At 63.0% G+C, this 16,810-nt stretch carries 18 protein-coding genes; 7 read left to right on the forward strand and 11 right to left on the reverse strand.

Annotation, left to right across the window (positions count from 1 at the left end):
• The first annotated feature begins 83 nt into the window (after positions 1-83).
• A complete protein-coding gene (locus tag DVK01_RS16405) occupies positions 84-860 on the forward strand; it encodes an alpha/beta fold hydrolase (RefSeq protein WP_101349997.1) in 777 nt (258 codons plus the stop codon).
• 21 nt (positions 861-881) lie between these two features.
• Here the strand turns inward: DVK01_RS16405 and DVK01_RS16410 are convergent, their stop codons facing one another.
• The 4 genes from DVK01_RS16410 to DVK01_RS16425 all read right to left on the reverse strand — a co-directional run bounded on the left by DVK01_RS16410 (position 882) and on the right by DVK01_RS16425 (position 3,360).
• Entirely contained in the window at positions 882-1,568 is a 687-nt protein-coding gene (locus DVK01_RS16410; protein ID WP_121537580.1) for a protein sorting system archaetidylserine synthase, read from the reverse strand.
• A gap of 72 nt (positions 1,569-1,640) precedes the next feature.
• Positions 1,641-2,333 (reverse strand): metal-dependent hydrolase, encoded by a 693-nt coding sequence (locus DVK01_RS16415; RefSeq protein WP_101351432.1) that lies wholly within the window; start codon positions 2,331-2,333, stop codon positions 1,641-1,643.
• A 191-nt stretch (positions 2,334-2,524) separates the two neighbouring features.
• Positions 2,525-2,821 carry a hypothetical protein gene (locus tag DVK01_RS16420; protein WP_101349995.1) on the reverse strand — a complete coding sequence of 99 codons (297 nt, stop codon included), beginning with the start codon at positions 2,819-2,821 and terminating at the stop codon, positions 2,525-2,527.
• A 14-nt stretch (positions 2,822-2,835) separates the two neighbouring features.
• Entirely contained in the window at positions 2,836-3,360 is a 525-nt protein-coding gene (locus tag DVK01_RS16425) for a DoxX family membrane protein (protein ID WP_101351431.1), read from the reverse strand.
• Positions 3,361-3,581: 221 nt separating this feature from the next.
• Here DVK01_RS16425 and DVK01_RS16430 point away from each other — a divergent pair, with 221 nt between their 5' ends.
• Together DVK01_RS16430 and DVK01_RS16435 are read left to right on the forward strand one after the other, a co-directional pair.
• Complete coding sequence (locus DVK01_RS16430; protein ID WP_121537582.1) at positions 3,582-5,045, forward strand: RtcB family protein; 1,464 nt, start codon at positions 3,582-3,584, stop codon at positions 5,043-5,045.
• 55 nt (positions 5,046-5,100) lie between these two features.
• The gene (locus tag DVK01_RS16435; RefSeq protein ID WP_101349993.1) at positions 5,101-5,517 is read left to right on the forward strand and encodes a universal stress protein; all 417 of its coding nucleotides are present in this window, start codon (positions 5,101-5,103) and stop codon (positions 5,515-5,517) included.
• 15 nt (positions 5,518-5,532) lie between these two features.
• Here the strand turns inward: DVK01_RS16435 and DVK01_RS16440 are convergent, their stop codons facing one another.
• Complete coding sequence (locus DVK01_RS16440; protein WP_121512350.1) at positions 5,533-6,672, reverse strand: acyl-CoA dehydrogenase family protein; 1,140 nt, start codon at positions 6,670-6,672, stop codon at positions 5,533-5,535.
• A gap of 83 nt (positions 6,673-6,755) precedes the next feature.
• Between DVK01_RS16440 and DVK01_RS16445 the strand changes: the two genes are divergently transcribed.
• Positions 6,756-7,550: an RIO1 family regulatory kinase/ATPase gene (locus tag DVK01_RS16445; RefSeq protein ID WP_121537584.1), complete on the forward strand. Its 795-nt coding sequence runs from the start codon at positions 6,756-6,758 to the stop codon at positions 7,548-7,550.
• A 16-nt stretch (positions 7,551-7,566) separates the two neighbouring features.
• Here the strand turns inward: DVK01_RS16445 and DVK01_RS16450 are convergent, their stop codons facing one another.
• The 4 genes from DVK01_RS16450 to DVK01_RS16465 form a co-directional block, all read right to left on the reverse strand.
• Positions 7,567-8,475 (reverse strand): DMT family transporter, encoded by a 909-nt coding sequence (locus DVK01_RS16450; protein WP_121537586.1) that lies wholly within the window; start codon positions 8,473-8,475, stop codon positions 7,567-7,569.
• 133 nt (positions 8,476-8,608) lie between these two features.
• Positions 8,609-9,094 carry an SRPBCC family protein gene (locus DVK01_RS16455; RefSeq protein WP_101349989.1) on the reverse strand — a complete coding sequence of 162 codons (486 nt, stop codon included), beginning with the start codon at positions 9,092-9,094 and terminating at the stop codon, positions 8,609-8,611.
• Between the two features lie 63 nt (positions 9,095-9,157).
• Positions 9,158-10,414 (reverse strand): Glu/Leu/Phe/Val dehydrogenase, encoded by a 1,257-nt coding sequence (locus DVK01_RS16460; RefSeq protein ID WP_101349988.1) that lies wholly within the window; start codon positions 10,412-10,414, stop codon positions 9,158-9,160.
• A gap of 190 nt (positions 10,415-10,604) precedes the next feature.
• The gene (locus tag DVK01_RS16465) at positions 10,605-10,988 is read right to left on the reverse strand and encodes a DUF5658 family protein (protein ID WP_101349987.1); all 384 of its coding nucleotides are present in this window, start codon (positions 10,986-10,988) and stop codon (positions 10,605-10,607) included.
• A 234-nt stretch (positions 10,989-11,222) separates the two neighbouring features.
• Between DVK01_RS16465 and DVK01_RS16470 the strand changes: the two genes are divergently transcribed.
• Complete coding sequence (locus DVK01_RS16470; RefSeq protein ID WP_101349986.1) at positions 11,223-13,232, forward strand: PKD domain-containing protein; 2,010 nt, start codon at positions 11,223-11,225, stop codon at positions 13,230-13,232.
• 11 nt (positions 13,233-13,243) lie between these two features.
• Here DVK01_RS16470 and DVK01_RS16475 read toward each other — a convergent pair whose 3' ends face one another.
• Positions 13,244-14,119: a class 1 fructose-bisphosphatase gene (locus DVK01_RS16475; protein WP_101349985.1), complete on the reverse strand. Its 876-nt coding sequence runs from the start codon at positions 14,117-14,119 to the stop codon at positions 13,244-13,246.
• Positions 14,120-14,388: 269 nt separating this feature from the next.
• Here DVK01_RS16475 and DVK01_RS16480 point away from each other — a divergent pair, with 269 nt between their 5' ends.
• The gene (locus DVK01_RS16480; protein ID WP_101349984.1) at positions 14,389-15,246 is read left to right on the forward strand and encodes a 3-hydroxyacyl-CoA dehydrogenase family protein; all 858 of its coding nucleotides are present in this window, start codon (positions 14,389-14,391) and stop codon (positions 15,244-15,246) included.
• Positions 15,247-15,341: 95 nt separating this feature from the next.
• Complete coding sequence (locus DVK01_RS16485; protein WP_101349983.1) at positions 15,342-16,490, forward strand: acyl-CoA dehydrogenase; 1,149 nt, start codon at positions 15,342-15,344, stop codon at positions 16,488-16,490.
• Here DVK01_RS16485 and DVK01_RS16490 read toward each other — a convergent pair.
• Positions 16,487-16,741: a hypothetical protein gene (locus DVK01_RS16490; RefSeq protein ID WP_101349982.1), complete on the reverse strand. Its 255-nt coding sequence runs from the start codon at positions 16,739-16,741 to the stop codon at positions 16,487-16,489. The two genes, DVK01_RS16485 and DVK01_RS16490, sit on opposite strands and share 4 nt — an antisense overlap.
• Between the last annotated feature and the right edge of the window lie 69 nt (positions 16,742-16,810).

A 16,810-nucleotide genomic window follows, 5' to 3' on the forward strand; every position in this document is an offset into this window, starting at 1 on the left:
AATACTGGAAGTTGATTGAATGCGGTTCACACTGTATCTGGGCGCGCCAATCTTTTATCCACACCGCTTCCGAACGGTACCGCATGGAACGGGTCAGTCACCACGGGCGAGTCACGGCGTACAGACAGACACAGCCTGCTGGGGGAGGACCGACAGCGCTGTATGTCCACGGTAGCGGCGCGACACACCGAGTGTGGGGCCGCCAGTACGCCCCGTCCGGGCCAACCCACCCCGCTGTCGCGCTTGACATGTCAGGTCACGGAGAGTCGGACGATATCGACACCGCGGCCGGGACCACGACACTCGACGCCTACGCGGACGACGTAGTCGCTGTGGGTCGGGAGACAGACGCGGACGTGCTGGTCGGGAACTCGCTTGGCGGTGCCATTGCACAGTGGGTCGCGCTGGAGCGAGACTGGGCGCCCGAAGCGATTGTGTTGCTTGGGACCGGCCCCGAACTTCCGGTGTTCGAAGGGCTGCAAGAATGGCTTGCGGACGACTGGGACCGTGCTGTCGAGTTCCTGCACGAACGGGACCGCCTGTTCCACGACATCGATCACGCGGCCGTGTCGCGCTCACGCGAGCAGATGGAGGCAGTCGGGCAGGCAGTGACCCGCCGCGACTTCATGACCTGTCATGGCTTCGACGTGCGGGACCGACTGGGCGAGATTGATGTGCCCGTGCTGGCTGTCTGTGGCGAACACGACAAACTGACCCCACGAGCGTATCACGAGACGCTGGCCAGCGAGATCCCCGACGGCGAGGTGTCGTTCGTTCCCGACGCTGCCCACCTGGCGATGGTCGAACGAGCCGAGGTCTTCAACGACACTCTGACGGAGTTCATCGAGGAGGCGGTCTGAGCGGAGTGCGACCGGCGAGGGTTACTCGCCGGGGTAAACCCACGGACCGAGCGCGAAAAACAGCAGCGCGATGGCGAGCATCGCCCGTGGTCCGGCCCGGAACAGTGCCGCCGGCGCAACGACGGCGACCGCCTGCACGACACCCATCGGGATGGCGTGTTTTGGTCCCGGCTTCGGGTAGTCAAAGGGCGCGATCATCGCAAGCGAGAGCGCGAGCGCGCCGATACTCAACATGAGCGGGTTCGTGATACCGCTCAGATACGCCGTCGCGATGATGATACTCCCGAGCGTGTTCGGCATACCCGGCCGCTGGTCGGGAGAATCGAAGTACGTCGAGTAGAACGCCGTCCTGACGATGGAACAGACAACGTACGCGGAGGCGAGCAACGCGAGACCGACGAACACGGCCGGGTGTGCACCTTCGATACCGCCGTAGGCGTCTGTCAACAGCACGTACAGAAAGAGACTCGGCGTCGCACCGAACGAAACTACATCGGTCACCGAGTCGAGCAGCGGGCCGACCGCCGAACTGTCGCCGTTCCGGGCGACGATGCCGTCGATTGCGTCGGCGATGACCGCCAGCAGAATGAGGCGAGCGGCCAGATGCGGGTCGGTAAAGGCGATGGCTCCGGCGACAAACCCGACGACGGCGTTAAACAACGTCACCGTGTCGGCGACACTGAGTCGTCGGCGTACCTCGAAGCCCATGGTTCTCCGGTTGGCCACGGCGTATATGAAGGACTCGAAAGCGAACGCGCCTCGATGCCGACCGACGCTCTATCACTCGTCCGAGAGGTCGTGGCCGAAGCGGAGACGAGCGGCGGTGGCGAGCGTCCCGACAACGAGGATGACCAGCTCCCAGCCGCTCCGGGCGATGGGGAACACGCGGTCGACGGCCTCGGGTTCCGGCTGTCCCGGGTTGGGGTCGATGCCGGTGCTCATCTGGACCTCGCTGGAGTTGCCCATCGACTGTGTCGTCGACCCACCGCTGCCCCCCGTGCCGGTGCCGCCGGGCGTCTGAGCGCGCGGTTCGGGCAGTTCGACGAACGTCTGGACGATGCCGCGCTGGCTCGACAGTTCTAGGTGACCGCTGAGCTGATAGAACTGGTCGTACAGCGGCCAGAAGAGGTTTGCACCGCCCGTAATCAGGTCTAGCAGTACGTGCCCGACCACATATACCACGACACAGAACCAACTGACCCGAACACCGTAAGCCCCCCAGCGGCCCCTGATATACGATTTGTCACGCACGTACAGGTCGACTCCGATAAGGAGTGCCAGCACCGCCGGGATAACGAGGTTCGTCGTCGCGGCCCGGTGGCCGGCCTGCCAGTAGAGCCCGATAAACGCGTCAACGTCGGGGAACGTGACGACGAGTATCGACAGTAGCAGCGACCGCTTATCGAATGCAGCGCCAAGCAGCGTTGCAGCGAGTAACCCCACGAAGGCGTAGTGAACCACCAGCGAAGGCATATACATTTCAACACCACCACAGAGATGAGCGTTGTGGTGGGCTCTATCAGAATACGAAACTACCCCACTTGATTAATATGGCCACAGTAAATACATTGTCAGTGGGGACGTGGTGGGGTGGAACGGCACCCATTAACAATTCTGTCGGCAGAGACGACATATCGAGTCACAACAGCGAAAACGACAATTGCTCAGTCCGCCGTTACGTCTTGCTGTGTCGTGGCCGCCGCCCCCTTCATCGGGGCGACGAGCTTGTAGAGCCCGTACAGAGCCAGGACCAGGATGCCGGCCAAGACCAGCCCGGTCCGGAGCGTCGGATCGACCATCGGAGTCGCGATGACCTCGCCCGCCTCGTTCGTCAGCGGTGCCGCGCTGTAGGGCTTACCCGCCAGTATCTCCACGATGCCGAGGACGACGACGCCCAGCAGCATCAGACCGCCGCTGAGTGCCATCGCCGCTTTGTCGATGACGGTGGTGTGTTGTTGCATTGGTGGTCACCTCCTTAACCGAGCAGGTACCTCAGTTTCGGGTTTCGTTTGACCAGTTTGGTCCTCTCGATGATCGCGTCAAGGCCGTAGTAGCGACCAGTCGCCAGCACGATCATCGTCATGAACAGCAGCAGACCCATGAAGTCGCTGTTGACCAGCCCGTGGCCGAAGCTCGCGTTGCCGATCCAGAACAGGGCCATGAAGAAGACCCCGAACACGGAGGCGAGCCTGACCAGCGCGCCGACCATCAGTCCGAGCCCGATGAGCGTCTCGCCCAGCGGGACCATCGCCTGAATGAACCAGCCTAGGTGTTCGCCCATCAGCACGGGGATCGGACCGAGTGCCGTGCCAGTCATCTGCTTGAGATACGTCGGCCCGTAGGTGTAGGCCAGCCCGTTCTCGATGAGCTTTGTCACGCCTGCGTGGAAGAACCACCAGCCGGTCACGACACGCAGGAACGCTAGCCAGTACGCGGTCCACGCCCCGCCGAGCTCGAACTCGAACTCGTCTGCCAAGGGGTTCGCCGCTTGATAGGACATCTGTGTCACCTCACATGTGGAATTCCGAACTACGGTGGCATATAAGGGAACGGGAGTTCTCACAGAGTGAAAACCCATCTCAGCGGCTGAGAAGGAATATATCACCGGGTTAGCCTGTCACCTCCTGTTCGGCCTCGGGTTTTTGTTGCTTCGGCGGAGTGCCAGTCGCTTACGGGCCACCGTGAGGTTCAAACCCTCCATGCGATTACGCTATGACACCAATGGTACTCGAACTGACGGGCGAACACACCACGGCGCGGGTGATGGTCGACGACGAATCGCTCGTCGAGAGCGGGTGTCGAGAGCAGATCGAGACGCTCATCGACCACCCGGCGTTCACCGAACCGGTGCGGATCATGCCGGACACGCACTGGGGAGCCGGCGCACCTATCGGCTTCACCATGCCGCTGGGCGACCGTGTCGTCCCGAACATCGTGGGCGTCGACGTCGGCTGTGGAATGGCCGCGACAAACCTCGGACCGGACCTCCCGCTGGAAGACGAAGAGCGCGAGCGACGCGTCCGCGAGGCGGTCCCGATGGGGCGAAACGTTCACGACTACGACGACGCCGTCCACCTCGTCGAGGAGTTCCCGTTCGAGCGGGCTAACCGCGTCTTCGAGCAGTTCGACGCAGCCTACGCGGAGCGGTTCGGCGAACACATCGACCCTGTGGAGTTCGACTTCGACGGCTACGACGAGGAGTACTTCGAGTCGCTGTGTGACCGCGTGCTGGCAGACCAGCGCCAGGGCATGGGGTATATCATCAAGAGCGCGGGGACGCTGGGCGGCGGGAATCACTTTATCGAGTTCGGACAGGCACGCGAATCGGGCGACTACTGGCTGGTCATCCACAGTGGCTCCCGCTACCTCGGCAAGTCCGTCGCCGAATACTGGCAGTCGACGGCGACGGACCGCCGGACCATCGGCGAGATCCGCGAGCAGATTCCCGAGGAGTACGTCGAGTACCTGAAGTTCGACCCGGACACCGTCGAATCCCGGGACCTCTACGCCTGGGTCACCGGCGGCATGGGCGAGTCATACATCCGGAAAGAGCGGCTACGCCGGGAACTCGACGGCTCCGAGATCGAAGACGCCTTCGACGCGCTGGGACAGGTGCAGGACGCCATCCACAGCAGCGACGACGAGGACCGCAACACGGACCTCGATTGGCTCGAAGGCCGTGAGGCCCACGGCTACCTCGTCGATATGCTGTTCGCCCAGCAATATGCCCGCTGGAACCGCGACCTGATGAGCGACGCCGTCTGTGATGCGCTGGGTATCGACCCCGTCGACCGCTTTCAGTCGATTCACAACTACATCGACTTCCGCGACCTCACCATCCGCAAGGGGGCGACCCCGGCCCGCGACGGCCAGCGGCTGCTGGTCCCGTTCAACATGGCCGACGGGTCGATTATCGCACGAGGGAAGGGTAACGACGAGTACCACCAGACAGCACCACACGGCGCGGGTCGCGTGATGAGCCGTCGGCAGGCCCACAGCGAGGTCGACATGGACGAGTTCGCCGCGGCGATGGACGGCATCTACTCGGAGTCCGTCATCGAAGGCGTCCGGGACGAAGCGCCGATGGCGTACAAGGACGCCGACGCGATTCTCTCGGCCATCCAACCGACTGCCGAGGTGGTCGAGTACGTTGACGCTGTCCACAACCTGAAGGCGACAGAGTAAGCCAACCTGTTAGGTTGGCAGAAAGTGATTTGGACGCGAAGGCCGTGGGTCCTGTATGACCATTCTCGTTGCAATCGCCAACGATTCAGTCTCCCCGGCAGTCATCGATACGGCGGTTCGACTCGCAGACGGACTTGGTGAGGAACTGTACGTCGTCCACCTCGTCGACGAAGACACCGCCGACGGCACGGCCATGCAACTCCGGGACGAGATGCGGGACCGATTCCGCGACACCAATGTCGTGGCAACGGTCGCTATCGAACACGTCGGTCGGTCTGCAATGCGTTCGGGCACGCGGGTCGGCAACGAACTACTCGAACTCGCGGCTGACGTGGATGTGCAACATATCGTCATGGGCCACGAGCCGAAAGGTCTAGCCGGTAAAATCCGCGACGGCGACGCGGCGGTTTCGGTCATCGACGCCGCCGACGTGCCAGTCACGGTCGTCCCGGAGAGTCCGTCCGACATCTGAACGCTGTAGGCGTCGTCAAAGTCCAAGTTCTCGGCCGAGTACCATCCGCTGTATCTCGCTTGTGCCCTCACCGATTTCCATGAGCTTCGCGTCCCGGTAGAACCGCTGCGGGGCGAAGTCTGTCGTGTAGCCGTAGCCGCCAAGCACCTGGACGGCGTCTTCGGCGACCTCGCGACAGATTTCGCTGGCGTCGAGTTTCGCAAGCGACGAGAGTCGCGTTACGTCTTCTCCCTGGTCGTACATCGTCGCAGCCTTGTGAGTCAGCAGCCGAGCACGCTCTATTTTGCGGTCCATCTCGACGATTTTGTCCCGGACGGCGTCGAACTTCGAGATGGGACGGTCGAACTGTTCGCGTTCGGTGGCGTAGGATTTCGCGGCCTCGAAGGCCCCCTGTGCGAGTCCCGTCGAGAGCGCAGCAATAGAGATGCGGCCGCCGTTGAGGGTCTGCAGCGTCTGTTCCCAGCCGTCGCCTTCCTCGCCGAGCAGTCGGTCCGCAGGAATCCGGCAGTCGTCGAACTGGAGTTCACAGGTCGGCGAGGCGTTCAGCCCCATCTTGTCCCACTCGGTCGTCACCGCCCAGCCGTCGTCCTCGGGCGCGACGATGAACGTCGAGATGCCGTCGTAGCCCGCTCCGGGGTCTGTGACGGCCTTGACGAGCACCGAGCCGGCGACGGAGGCGTTCGTGATGAACTGCTTGGTGCCGTTGATGACGTACTCGTCGCCGTCTCGCTTGGCCGTCGTGTCCATGTCGCTGGCGTCGCTCCCGCTTCCCGGTTCCGTCAGCGCCCAGCCGCCGAGCTGTTCGCCGGTGGCGAGCGGTGTAAGCCAGCGCTCCTTCTGTGTGGCTGTGCCGAACAGCTCTATCGGCTTACTCCCGAGCGACGTGTGAGCCACGTACGAGAGTCCGATACTCCCAGATACGCGTCCGAGTTCCTCGGCGACCAGCGCGTACATCAGCGTATCGCCGCCGAGCCCGCCCCACTCCTCGCTGATCGGCACACCCATCACGTCCAGTTGGCCGAGTTCCTCGAATATCTCGGCCGGGAAGCGGTGCTCGTCCTCGATGTCTTGTGCTATCGGTTGAATCTCATTCTCACAGAACTCGCGGACTGAATCCCGTATCATCCGGTGTTCGCCGGGAACGTCGAACTCCATACCGAAGCTATGTTTTGTGTTACTAAATAGCACACGCCGACAGACACAAGCCATTTGCCCGTCCACGGCGTTTCCTAGAGGGAATGGCGTTCCGGCGATTCCTCCGCGGGACGGTCCCCTGGGAGCAACTCGAAGGCGTGGTGCAGGCGGTAATCGAACGGTACGACGAGCCCGCGGCCCACGTGACGTTTCTGGAGGCCGATAACTGGCTCTCGACGCCGCTTGTCGTCAACGACCAGTGGTTCGTGAAGGTCATCACGGGGCAGAACTCGCTGGTTCACACGCTGTTGACCGCCGGCCGCAACATCGGCGCGTTTTCGTCCGGCACAGAGGGCTTTTTCGAGCACTTCGGGACGCCCTACGAGATGGCGGAACACGAGCTGGCGGCGACCCAGCGGATGCGGGAAATCGGCGTCAACGCTCCCGAGCCAATCGAGGCATTCGAATACGATGGAATGGGCGTGCTGGTACTTGAATACATCCCCGACTTCGAGCCGCTGGACGACCTCCCGGCCGAAAGCGTCGAGCGACACAGTCCAACGGTGTTTGACTTCCTCCACCGGATGCACGAGGACGGCCTGGCACACGGCGACTTCCGCTGTGAGAACGTGCTCGTGGCCCACGGCGACCTGTACTTCATCGACGCCACGAGCGTCCGCGAAGCGGCGATCAGCGACGCCCGGGCCTATGATCTCGCGTGTGCGCTGGGCGCACTGGAGCCGCTCGTCGGTGCGCCGACCGCAGTCGCCGCCGCCGCACGCCACTACGATACGTCTGAGTTGCTGGCCGCGGAGGAGTTCCTCGATTTCGTCAACATCCGCCCGGACCACGACTTCGCCGCCGCAGAAATCCGTGGAGCCGTAGAGAAACGCGCGTAGGCCGACTGGAACGGCCTCAGTCTGCGGGCGGTGCCCCGACGGCTCGGCTTCTGGCGACGACGCCGATACCGGCGAGCACGACAGCCCCACCGGCGACGGTCGACGGACCGGGAGTCTCTGCGAGCAACAGCAACGCCAGCAGCGCGCTCCCGACCGGTTCGCCGAGCAGTGAGACGCTGACCATGCTCGATTCGACGTGTGCCAGCGCCCAGTTGAGGACGGTGTGGCCGAACACGCCGGGGCCGACAGCCATCGCGAGAAACAGCGCCCACTCCCGTGGTGGGTAGCCGGTCACGGGGTGGCCCGACGCGACGACGAAAACGAGGAGGGATACCGCCGCGACGCTGTAGACGACGGTCACGTACGGGACAAGGGGGAACCGCTGGCGGAGCGAGCGCCCGGCGAGGACATAGCCGGCGGCCATAACGCCACCGACGAGAGCCAGGGCGTTGCCGTACAGTGGCCGCGTGCCGACCGCTCCGCCGCCGAGCAGTTCGCCGATTGACATCACGACGATGCCACCGATAGCGACCAGAATGCCTGCCGTCGTGCCGCGCGTGACCCGTTCGTCCAGCAGCGCCCACGCGCCGACGGCGACGAACAGCGGCTGACACTGGACCAGTGTGACCGACGCCGCGACGCTGGTCCACGCCAGACTCTCGAACCACGCGGCGAAGTGCACTGCGAGCGCGACGCCGGTCGCCGCCGCCGCCAGTACGTCCCGTCGAGCGAGCCGCCCGAACGCCGACCGGTGCCGCCCCAGCGCCAGCGGGGCTAGCAGTGCGGTCGTCAACAGAACACGGTAGAACGCCGCCACCGACGCCGCGGCATCGCTCCACCGGACGAGAATCGCGCTCGTACTGACCGCGAGAACGGCGACGACCAGCCCGATTCGCGGGTCGATTCGCGGCTCGGTCACGCCCATCCTGCTCCGTTGTGGCACGGAGACAGCACAGCCACATCTGGTATTGCGACGACACGTCTACTCATCCCGCGATAGTATCCGGCACGGGAGTAAAGAAACACCGGATACCATAGTCGGGTCCGTGACGTGTTGGTTACCCTTCGAGCAGTTCCTTCGTCTGCTGATGGCGATACCGGAACATCGGCTCCATCCCGAGACAGCCAAAGGGGCCAAGCGCCCGGCCGAGCGGTCCGCCGGGCAGTTCGAACTCGACGTGGTCGTGGACGAGCGTCTCCCTGTCGCTCAGCGCCCGGAACGTGTGCGTGTGCTCCCAGTGGGGAAACGGTCCCTCCGCCATCACGTCGCGGAACATCGCCTCGTCGTCGCCTTCCTCCCGGGCGACGATGTTCGACACCCAGCGCTGGCGCGGCGGCACGCCGAAGGGCTTGATCGAGGAGACGACGACCGACCCAGCGGTCAGTTCTTCAGGGTCGGGCTCACCATCCGGTCCCCGCTCCTCCTCGATGCGGATGTTCATCCAGTCGGGAGTCAGCGCGACCAGTCCATCGCCTGTCGCGTGGAATTTCCAGACTTCTGACAGCGGGGCTTCGACGCGAACCTGGCGCTCGTAAATGTCCATACACACAGTAGGGGAAGCGCCGGCAAAACACCCGCGATAGCCGCGACTGAGTCCGGGACGCGGTCAGGGCCAGATGCCGCCTTCCTCGGCCGCAGCGACGACACGCTGGATTGCGACGACGTACATCGCCGTCCGGAAGTTCGGCGCGCCGGTCTGCTCGTATGTCTCGACGAGGTCGTCAAACGCGTTCGTAATGATGGTCTCCAGTTCGTTGTTCACACGCTCTTCGGACCAGTAGAACCGCTGGCGATTCTGGACCCACTCGAAGTACGACACCGTGACGCCACCGGCGTTGGCGAGGATGTCTGGGAACACGGCCACGTCACGCTCGGTGAGGACGTCGTCCGCGTTCGGCGTCAGCGGGCCATTTGCCGCCTCCACGACGATGTCAGCCTGTACATCCTGCGCGAGGTCGCCGTCGATGGCGTTTTCGAGCGCCGCCGGAACGAGCAGGTCCACATCCATCGTCAGCAACTCCTCGTTCGTCAGCTCCTCCCTCGCGCCCTCGTAGCTGGCCAGCGACCCGGTCTCGCTCTTGAACGCCTTCGCGTCGCGGGCGTCGAGCCCGTCAGGGTTGTAGACGGCTCCGGAGGAGTCTGATACTGCGACGATGTTCGCGCCAAGGTCCTCGATGAGTTTTGCAGCCACGGAGCCAGCGTTTCCGTAGCCCTGCACGGCCACCGTCGCGTCCTCGATGTCCTTGCCGAGGTAGTCAAAGGCCTCCCGCGCGGTGAGCATCACCGAGCGACCGGTCGCCTCGACACGGCCCGCACTGCCGCCCGATTCCGGAGCCTTGCCGGTGATGACGCCGGGTTCGGTGGTGTTTTCCAGCGTCTCGTACGTGTCTTTGATCCAGTTCATCTCGCGCTGGCCGGTGTTGACATCGGGTGCGGGGATGTCCTGGTCCTCGCCGATAATCGGGCGGAGTTCCTTCGCGAACGACCGCGTTATCCGCTCGATTTCACTGGCTGAGTACTGTCGCGGATCGATCTCGATGCCGCCTTTCCCGCCGCCGTAGGGGATGTTCACAGCAGCACACTTGTACACCATCCAGCCAGACAGTGCCTTGACCTCGTCGCGTGTGACCTGCGGGTGATAGCGGATGCCACCCTTGTACGGCCCTCTGTCACCGTTGAACTGTGATCGGTAGGCACGAAACACCTCGACGGAGCCGTCATCCATCTCCACGGAAAGGTTTGCCTCCAGCACTCGCTCGGGGTGTTTCAGCCGTTCAAGCACGTCAGTCGAATATTCGAGATAGTCCGACGCGTCGTCGATCTGCTCCTGTAAACTCTCAAACGGGTTCACCTCAGGCGACATACGGGTTATGTCTCAGACTGTGGGGAAAAGGGTACCGCCGTCCATGGGATTTTCCAGACAGAAATTACGCACAACGGAACTAATAGCCAAACGGAATGTCCGCGCCTGAGTCGCCTACAGCGACCCAATGCGTGCGGGCTGTTGGGTCGGTGAGCGAACGAAAGCTGAGGACAGTATACCCCCGAGGTAGCTACAGACTAATCAGGAGGGCCGCGTTAATCACGACCGCCGCCACCCACGGGAGCGCCAGCCCGAGCGGCACGACGACGCCGCGCTGATCGCTCAGCAGACGGCGGGTCACCCCCGCCAGCCCGAGAACGCCGACTTTCGTCACGCCGAGGACGGCGATCCCGAACGTCTCTATCGCAGCCCGCATCACGGGGTTGCCTTCGTGTAGGCCGTGCTGAAGGCCAACGTGTGTCAGCCACACGTCGACGATAAGCGTCACGGCGACAACAAGCCATAGTTCTCGCTCGACGGCTGCAAGCTCGTCGAGCAGGGCGCTACACCACCCGTCGATGGTCCCTATCGGGACCGTTCGGTCCGTTGTGAACACGTCACCCTCCGCAACCACGCCCCCACGTGGTCTGTTATCCTGTTGTCATCCGGTATATTAAATACACACTGTTTACTATTGAAACCGAACTGGTAGGGACTGTATACTCCCTGGAAACGCGATGCCAGCGGGGCGACTGTCAACGACGGGTTCGGTACCCCGATATAGATTGCAGATAGTCCCCACACGCGATTATCACCTCTCATAATGGTGGCGCACCATTGATATCGGGTGCCGGGCTACCCATGTACTATGAGTGCCACCAGTGACCCTCGCGAGACAGCGCTGTCGACCGGGCGTCGTCGCTGGTGGCTTCCGCTGCTCGTTGCCCTTCTGTTGCTCACGCTGCTCGGTACTGTTGCTTCTGGCACCGCTGCGGCTGACGACACCGAGTCGCCGGAGTGGGGCAATGCGACGCGGGGCAACGCTACGACTATCGAGGTAACCCTGTTCGACGACGGCGGGTCGTTAGACACGAGTACGATTCAGGCAGCGGATTTCGAGCTAACTGCGGGCCGAGTAGAAAACGTCTCGGTCACATCAATCGACGCTTCCGGAACAAACAGGACGGGGGTGCGCGTCTCCCTCCTGTTGGAAAAAAAGGTCGACACAGACAACGTCACCGTCAGTCTCCGTGACGCCGCCAGCATCACCGACGAAGCGGGGAACGAGCTTCCGCACAAGTCAGTCACCGTCAGCGGGATGGACTCCGTCGTGCCGAAGTATCAGTCGTTCGAGGTAAGCCGCGTCAATAGCTCCACCGCCCGTATCTCTGTCGGCATTCACGAACCGATACAACAGCTTCGAGTCTCCGTCGGTGGCCCGTCGATAGACACACTCAACATCTCGGGATTCACCGAACGCACCGGTAACGTGAACACGTACACGCGGACGTACACGTTCCCCGAAGAAGGCGAGTACTCGTTGCTGCTGATGTCGGTGACCGACGAGAACGGAAACGAGAACTCTTTTGGACGACAGCAGACGTTCCTCTATGACGACTCCGCGCCGAACGTCAGTGTCGCTGGGCCGGAGAACGCAACTGTCGGCGAGTCAGTGACCTTCTCCGCAGCGGAGACGACAGACAATCAGGGCGTCGATTCGGTCCGGTGGCAAGTCGGGAGTGATACCATCCTCACCGGCGAGAATATCACCGTAGCCTTCGCCTCACCCGGCAGTCACGAGGTAACCGTGACAGTCGCTGACCCGCTCGGGAACACGGATAGTGTGACCAGAGTCGTGTCCGTCGTTGGGAACGGGTCCGCCGGGAACGTAACTGTGCGACAGCCGAACGCGACTACGGCGAACGTCTCGGTGAACGGGTCCGGCCAGACACAGCAAATTCGGTCTCCGGAGGGGCCACTCGTCACCGGTGAGAACGGAACGCTGGAACGGCTTGCCGCGTCGTTCCCGGGTAACGAATCCGCCACACTCACCGTCCGCTCCCGCCAGCCCACGCCAGCGTTCGTGACTGCCACCGGTCACACTGGCGTCAGCCGGTTCGATATCGACCACGGGTCCGTTCCGGCTGAGGGCGCGACGTTCACGTTTACTGTTGACCGTGACACACTGGCGGCAGTCGGTGCGGAACCCGAGGCTGTGACGCTGTTCCGGAAGGACGGCGGGTGGACGCCCTTAGCGACTGCTATTGCCGGCCGGAGCGAGTCACACATCGTCTACCGGGCTGACTCTCCGGGACTTTCGACGTTCGTCGTCGGAGTCGAACGGACGGCAGCGACAGACGTGGATGCGGAGGCGGCGACAACCAACTCGGAAACGTCGACGGCCGAACCCGAGACGACCGAGACACAGACAGAAGAACCCGGACAGCCGGATATCCTGGTCACGAACGCCACGGCAGTTCCATCGGAACTCGGCCCCGGCGAGCGAACCGTCATCGCCGTCGAGCTTGAAAACCGGGGGACTGCGAGCGGCGACCACAACGTGATCGTCGCGCTCAACACCTCGATACTGACAACGCGGACAGTCACGGTCCCCGCCGGCGAGACGCGAACGACGGAGTTTGCCCGCTCGATGCCGGACAACACCACTGGAAACTTGACTGTCGACGGGCTACGTGTCGGGAACGTAACGGCTGACAGCGGTGGCCTCCCGATTCCAGCGCTCCCGTCGGTCGGGATTCCGAACCCGCTCTCGCTGTGGCCCGACGGCATCGTCGGAACCGTTCTCGGCGGGCTACTGGGCGTTGCTATCGGACTGTACAGCGTTCTGAAAGCGCTGGCGATATACCTCGGCTACTGACTGACAGGGCGTCAGTCGATATTCGCTTCGAGCCGGTCGATCAGGTCGTCGTTTCCGAGATACAGCGGCGTCCGCTCGTGTAGCTCGTCGGGTTCGATTTCGAGCAGTGACTGGTCGCCGTCGGAAGACCGCCCGCCGGCCGACTCAAGGATGTAGGCCATCGGGTGGCCCTCGAACTGGACTCGAAGTTTCCCCTCGGGGCGTGACTCCAGTGCGGGATACGAGAAGATGCCGCCGTAGGTGAGCACCTGATTGATATCCGCGACCATCGCCCCGCCGTAGCGGAGTTTCAGTTCGTGGCGGATGTCCTCGGCGTAGGATTCAAATTCGTCGGTCCAGGCGTCGACGCCGCCGCCGAACCCGAAGACCGTGGGGTCCTCCGGAACCGTCACGTCGTCGTCGACGACCCGCTTGTCGCCGTCTTCGAGGATGTACTCGCGGACGCTGCCGTCCCGAGCGACGACCATCGAGGTGATGGGGCCGTAGATGACGAACCCGGCGGCGAGCAGATTGGTGCCGACCGTCGGCGGCTGCTCGCTGTAGACGCCGAAGATCGTCCCCATCCCGCTGTTGGGTTCGAGGTTGCTCGACCCGTCGAGGGGGTCCATCGCGACGTGGAGGCGACCGTCTGTCGTTTTCACGTCCGCGCGTTCTTCGCTGGCGTAAGAGGCGACGCCGTCGATGCCCAGCACCCGCTGCTCGAACAGTTCGTCGGCGCGCAGGTCAGCCGCGAGCTGGTCGTCGCCGGTGGGGTTGACGGAGTTGCTCTGGCCACGGTAGTCGGCAACAGCGCGGCGGACGTCCGGTGTCGTCGCGGCGATGGTGTCGATGACTTCCGTGACAGTCTGCTCGGCTTCGGTGGTCGAGATGTCGAGTGACTTACTCATTTGTCAGATGTAGGGGCAGAGACTGGCCATCCGGTGACCAGTCGAATTTTTCTCCGAGCCTGCTGCCCGCAGGGTCTCTCATCACAAGTTCGTTCTCTGGCACATCATAAGTATCTTTTTGCTGACATTTACTACATTTCGAGTGAATATTCCGCCGCGAGGCAGTGCTTGCCGCTAAGTCTGTGACTGATTCCCTCGGTAGATTTCCGGTCTCGTGATGAGGTGATACCGTCGGCAGACTTACACGACCGCCGGCCGAAGGCGCGGGTATGCATCTCGAAACAGTCGACACCGTCGGCGTCGTCGGCGCTGGAACGATGGGTAACGGCATCGCTCAGGTCGCCGCGACGGCCGGCTACGATGTCGTCATGCGCGATGTGACAGAAGAACTAGTCGCCGCCGGGTTCGAGGAGATTCAGTCGAGCTTTGAGACACTCGTTGCGCGCGATACAGTGACAGAACAGGAGGCGGAGGCGGCGACAGCCCGCATCACCGGCACCACTGAGATGGACGTCCTCGCGGACGCCGACCTCGTCGTCGAGGCTGTCACGGAAGATATGGACATCAAGCAGTCTGTGTTCGAGGACCTCGACGAGATCTGCGGACCGGACACGGTGCTTGCCAGCAACACGAGTACGCTCTCGATTACGACCATCGCCAGCGCCACCGACCGGCCCGAACAGGTCCTTGGACTACACTTCATGAACCCCGTCCCGGTGATGAAAGGCGTCGAACTCGTCGTCGGCGAGCACACCAGCGACGAGACGGTGACGCTCGGTCGGGAGTTCGCTCACGACATCGGCAAGGAGACCTGGGAAGCCGACGACAAGCCCGGCTTCGTCGTCAACCGCGTGTTGATGCCCTGGATAAACGAGGGCATCCGGGCCTACGACGAGGGGGTCGCCGATAAGGCAGACATCGACCGCGGGCTGACGCTGGGGACGAATGTTCCGATGGGGCCGCTCGAACTGGCCGACCACATCGGCCTCGACGTGGTCCTCGACGCCTCTGAAACGCTGTACGAGGAGCTGGGTGACCGCTACAAGCCAGCCTACCTGCTCAAACGCAAAGTCGCGGCCGGCGACCTCGGGAAAAAGTCCGGCAGGGGCTTCTACGACTACGACTGACAGACCCGCGGTGACAAATACCGACAGAGTACAATACCCGGCAACGGGCCGCGCGTTGGCCAACAGTAAAGACCCAACCAGCGTTAGAATCTATCATGGACTTTAGCCCCACACAGGAACAACGCCAGATACAGGACATGGTCGCGGACTTCGTCGACGAGGAAGTCAAGCCGCGGGCAGCGGAGATTGACGAAACCGATGAGTTCCCGTGGGACCTCGTCGACGAAATGGCCGACCTCGGCCTGATGGGGATGCCGATTCCGGAGGCATACGGCGGGGCCGAACTGGACTACCACAGCTACGCCATGGCCCTCGAAGAGATCTCGCGGGGGAGCGGCGGACTGGGCACAATCGTCGCCGCACACATCTCGCTGGCCTGCAATATGATCTACGAGTTCGGGAACGAGGCCCAGAAAGAGACCTACCTCACGCCGCTGGCAGCGGGCGAGGAAATCGGCGCGTTCGCCCTGTCCGAAGCGGGTGCGGGCAGTGACGTGCCGGCGATGGACACCACCGCCGAACCGGTCGACGGCGGTGACGCCTATCTGGTCAACGGCGGCAAACTCTGGATTTCCAACGGCTCCGTTGCCGACACCGTGGTCCTGTTCGCAAAGACCGACCCCGAGGCCGGCAACAAGGGCATCTCCTCGTTCATCGTTCGCCCCGAGGAGGACGACGGCTTCATCGTCGAAGGGACCGAGCACAAACTCGGCGACAAGGGCTGTCCGACCGCCGAACTGCGGTTCGACGACATGCGAATCCCCGCCGACCGCCGACTCGGCGAGGAGGGCCGTGGGTTCGTCCACGCGCTCAAGACGCTCAACGGCGGGCGCATCACCATCGCGGCCCGCGGCGTCGGCATCGCACAGGCTGCGCTGGACGAGGCGTTGAAATACGCCCAGGACCGTGAACAGTTCGACCAGCCGATCAGCGACTTCCAGGCTATCCAGCACAAGCTCGCAGACATGGACACGAAGACGCAAGCGGCCCGCCTGTTGATGCACCAGGCGGCTGATAAGAAGATGGCCGGCGAGTCGTTCGTCAAGGAGGCCGCCCAAGCCAAACTGTACGCCTCAGAGGTGTCCCGGGAAGTGGCCAACGAGGGCATTCAGGTCCACGGCGGCTACGGCTACACGAAGGACTTCCCGGCCGAGCGGTTCTACCGCGACGCCAAACTCAACGAGATCTACGAGGGGACCAGCGAGGTCCTCCGCAATACCATTGCCAGCGAACTTCTCGATTAGGGAATCGAGAGGAGTCCTTCGACGACGACCGCGCGCGTGAAGTAGAACGATTTTCCGTTCGCACGATACCGATTCGCGCTGATGGTTCCCAGCGCGAGGAGTACCGCCACGCCGACCGTTGCGGCGAGCATCCCGACGACTGCTGACGGCTGGATAGCTGTGCGTGCGAAGACGTACGTTGCGATGCTGGCGAGTGCCGCAAACGGGAGGGCGTCCAGACCTGCCAGGAAGAGCGAGCGGGACAGGGACATATCCGTGTTCTATGGGACCGCTCACAAAAGGATACCCCATCGATCAGTGCCGGCGTAGCGAAAGTCGTC

Origin of the sequence: Haloarcula sp. Atlit-120R (genome assembly GCF_003665885.1) — an archaeon.
Taxonomy (GTDB): Archaea; Halobacteriota; Halobacteria; order Halobacteriales; family Haloarculaceae; genus Haloarcula; species Haloarcula taiwanensis.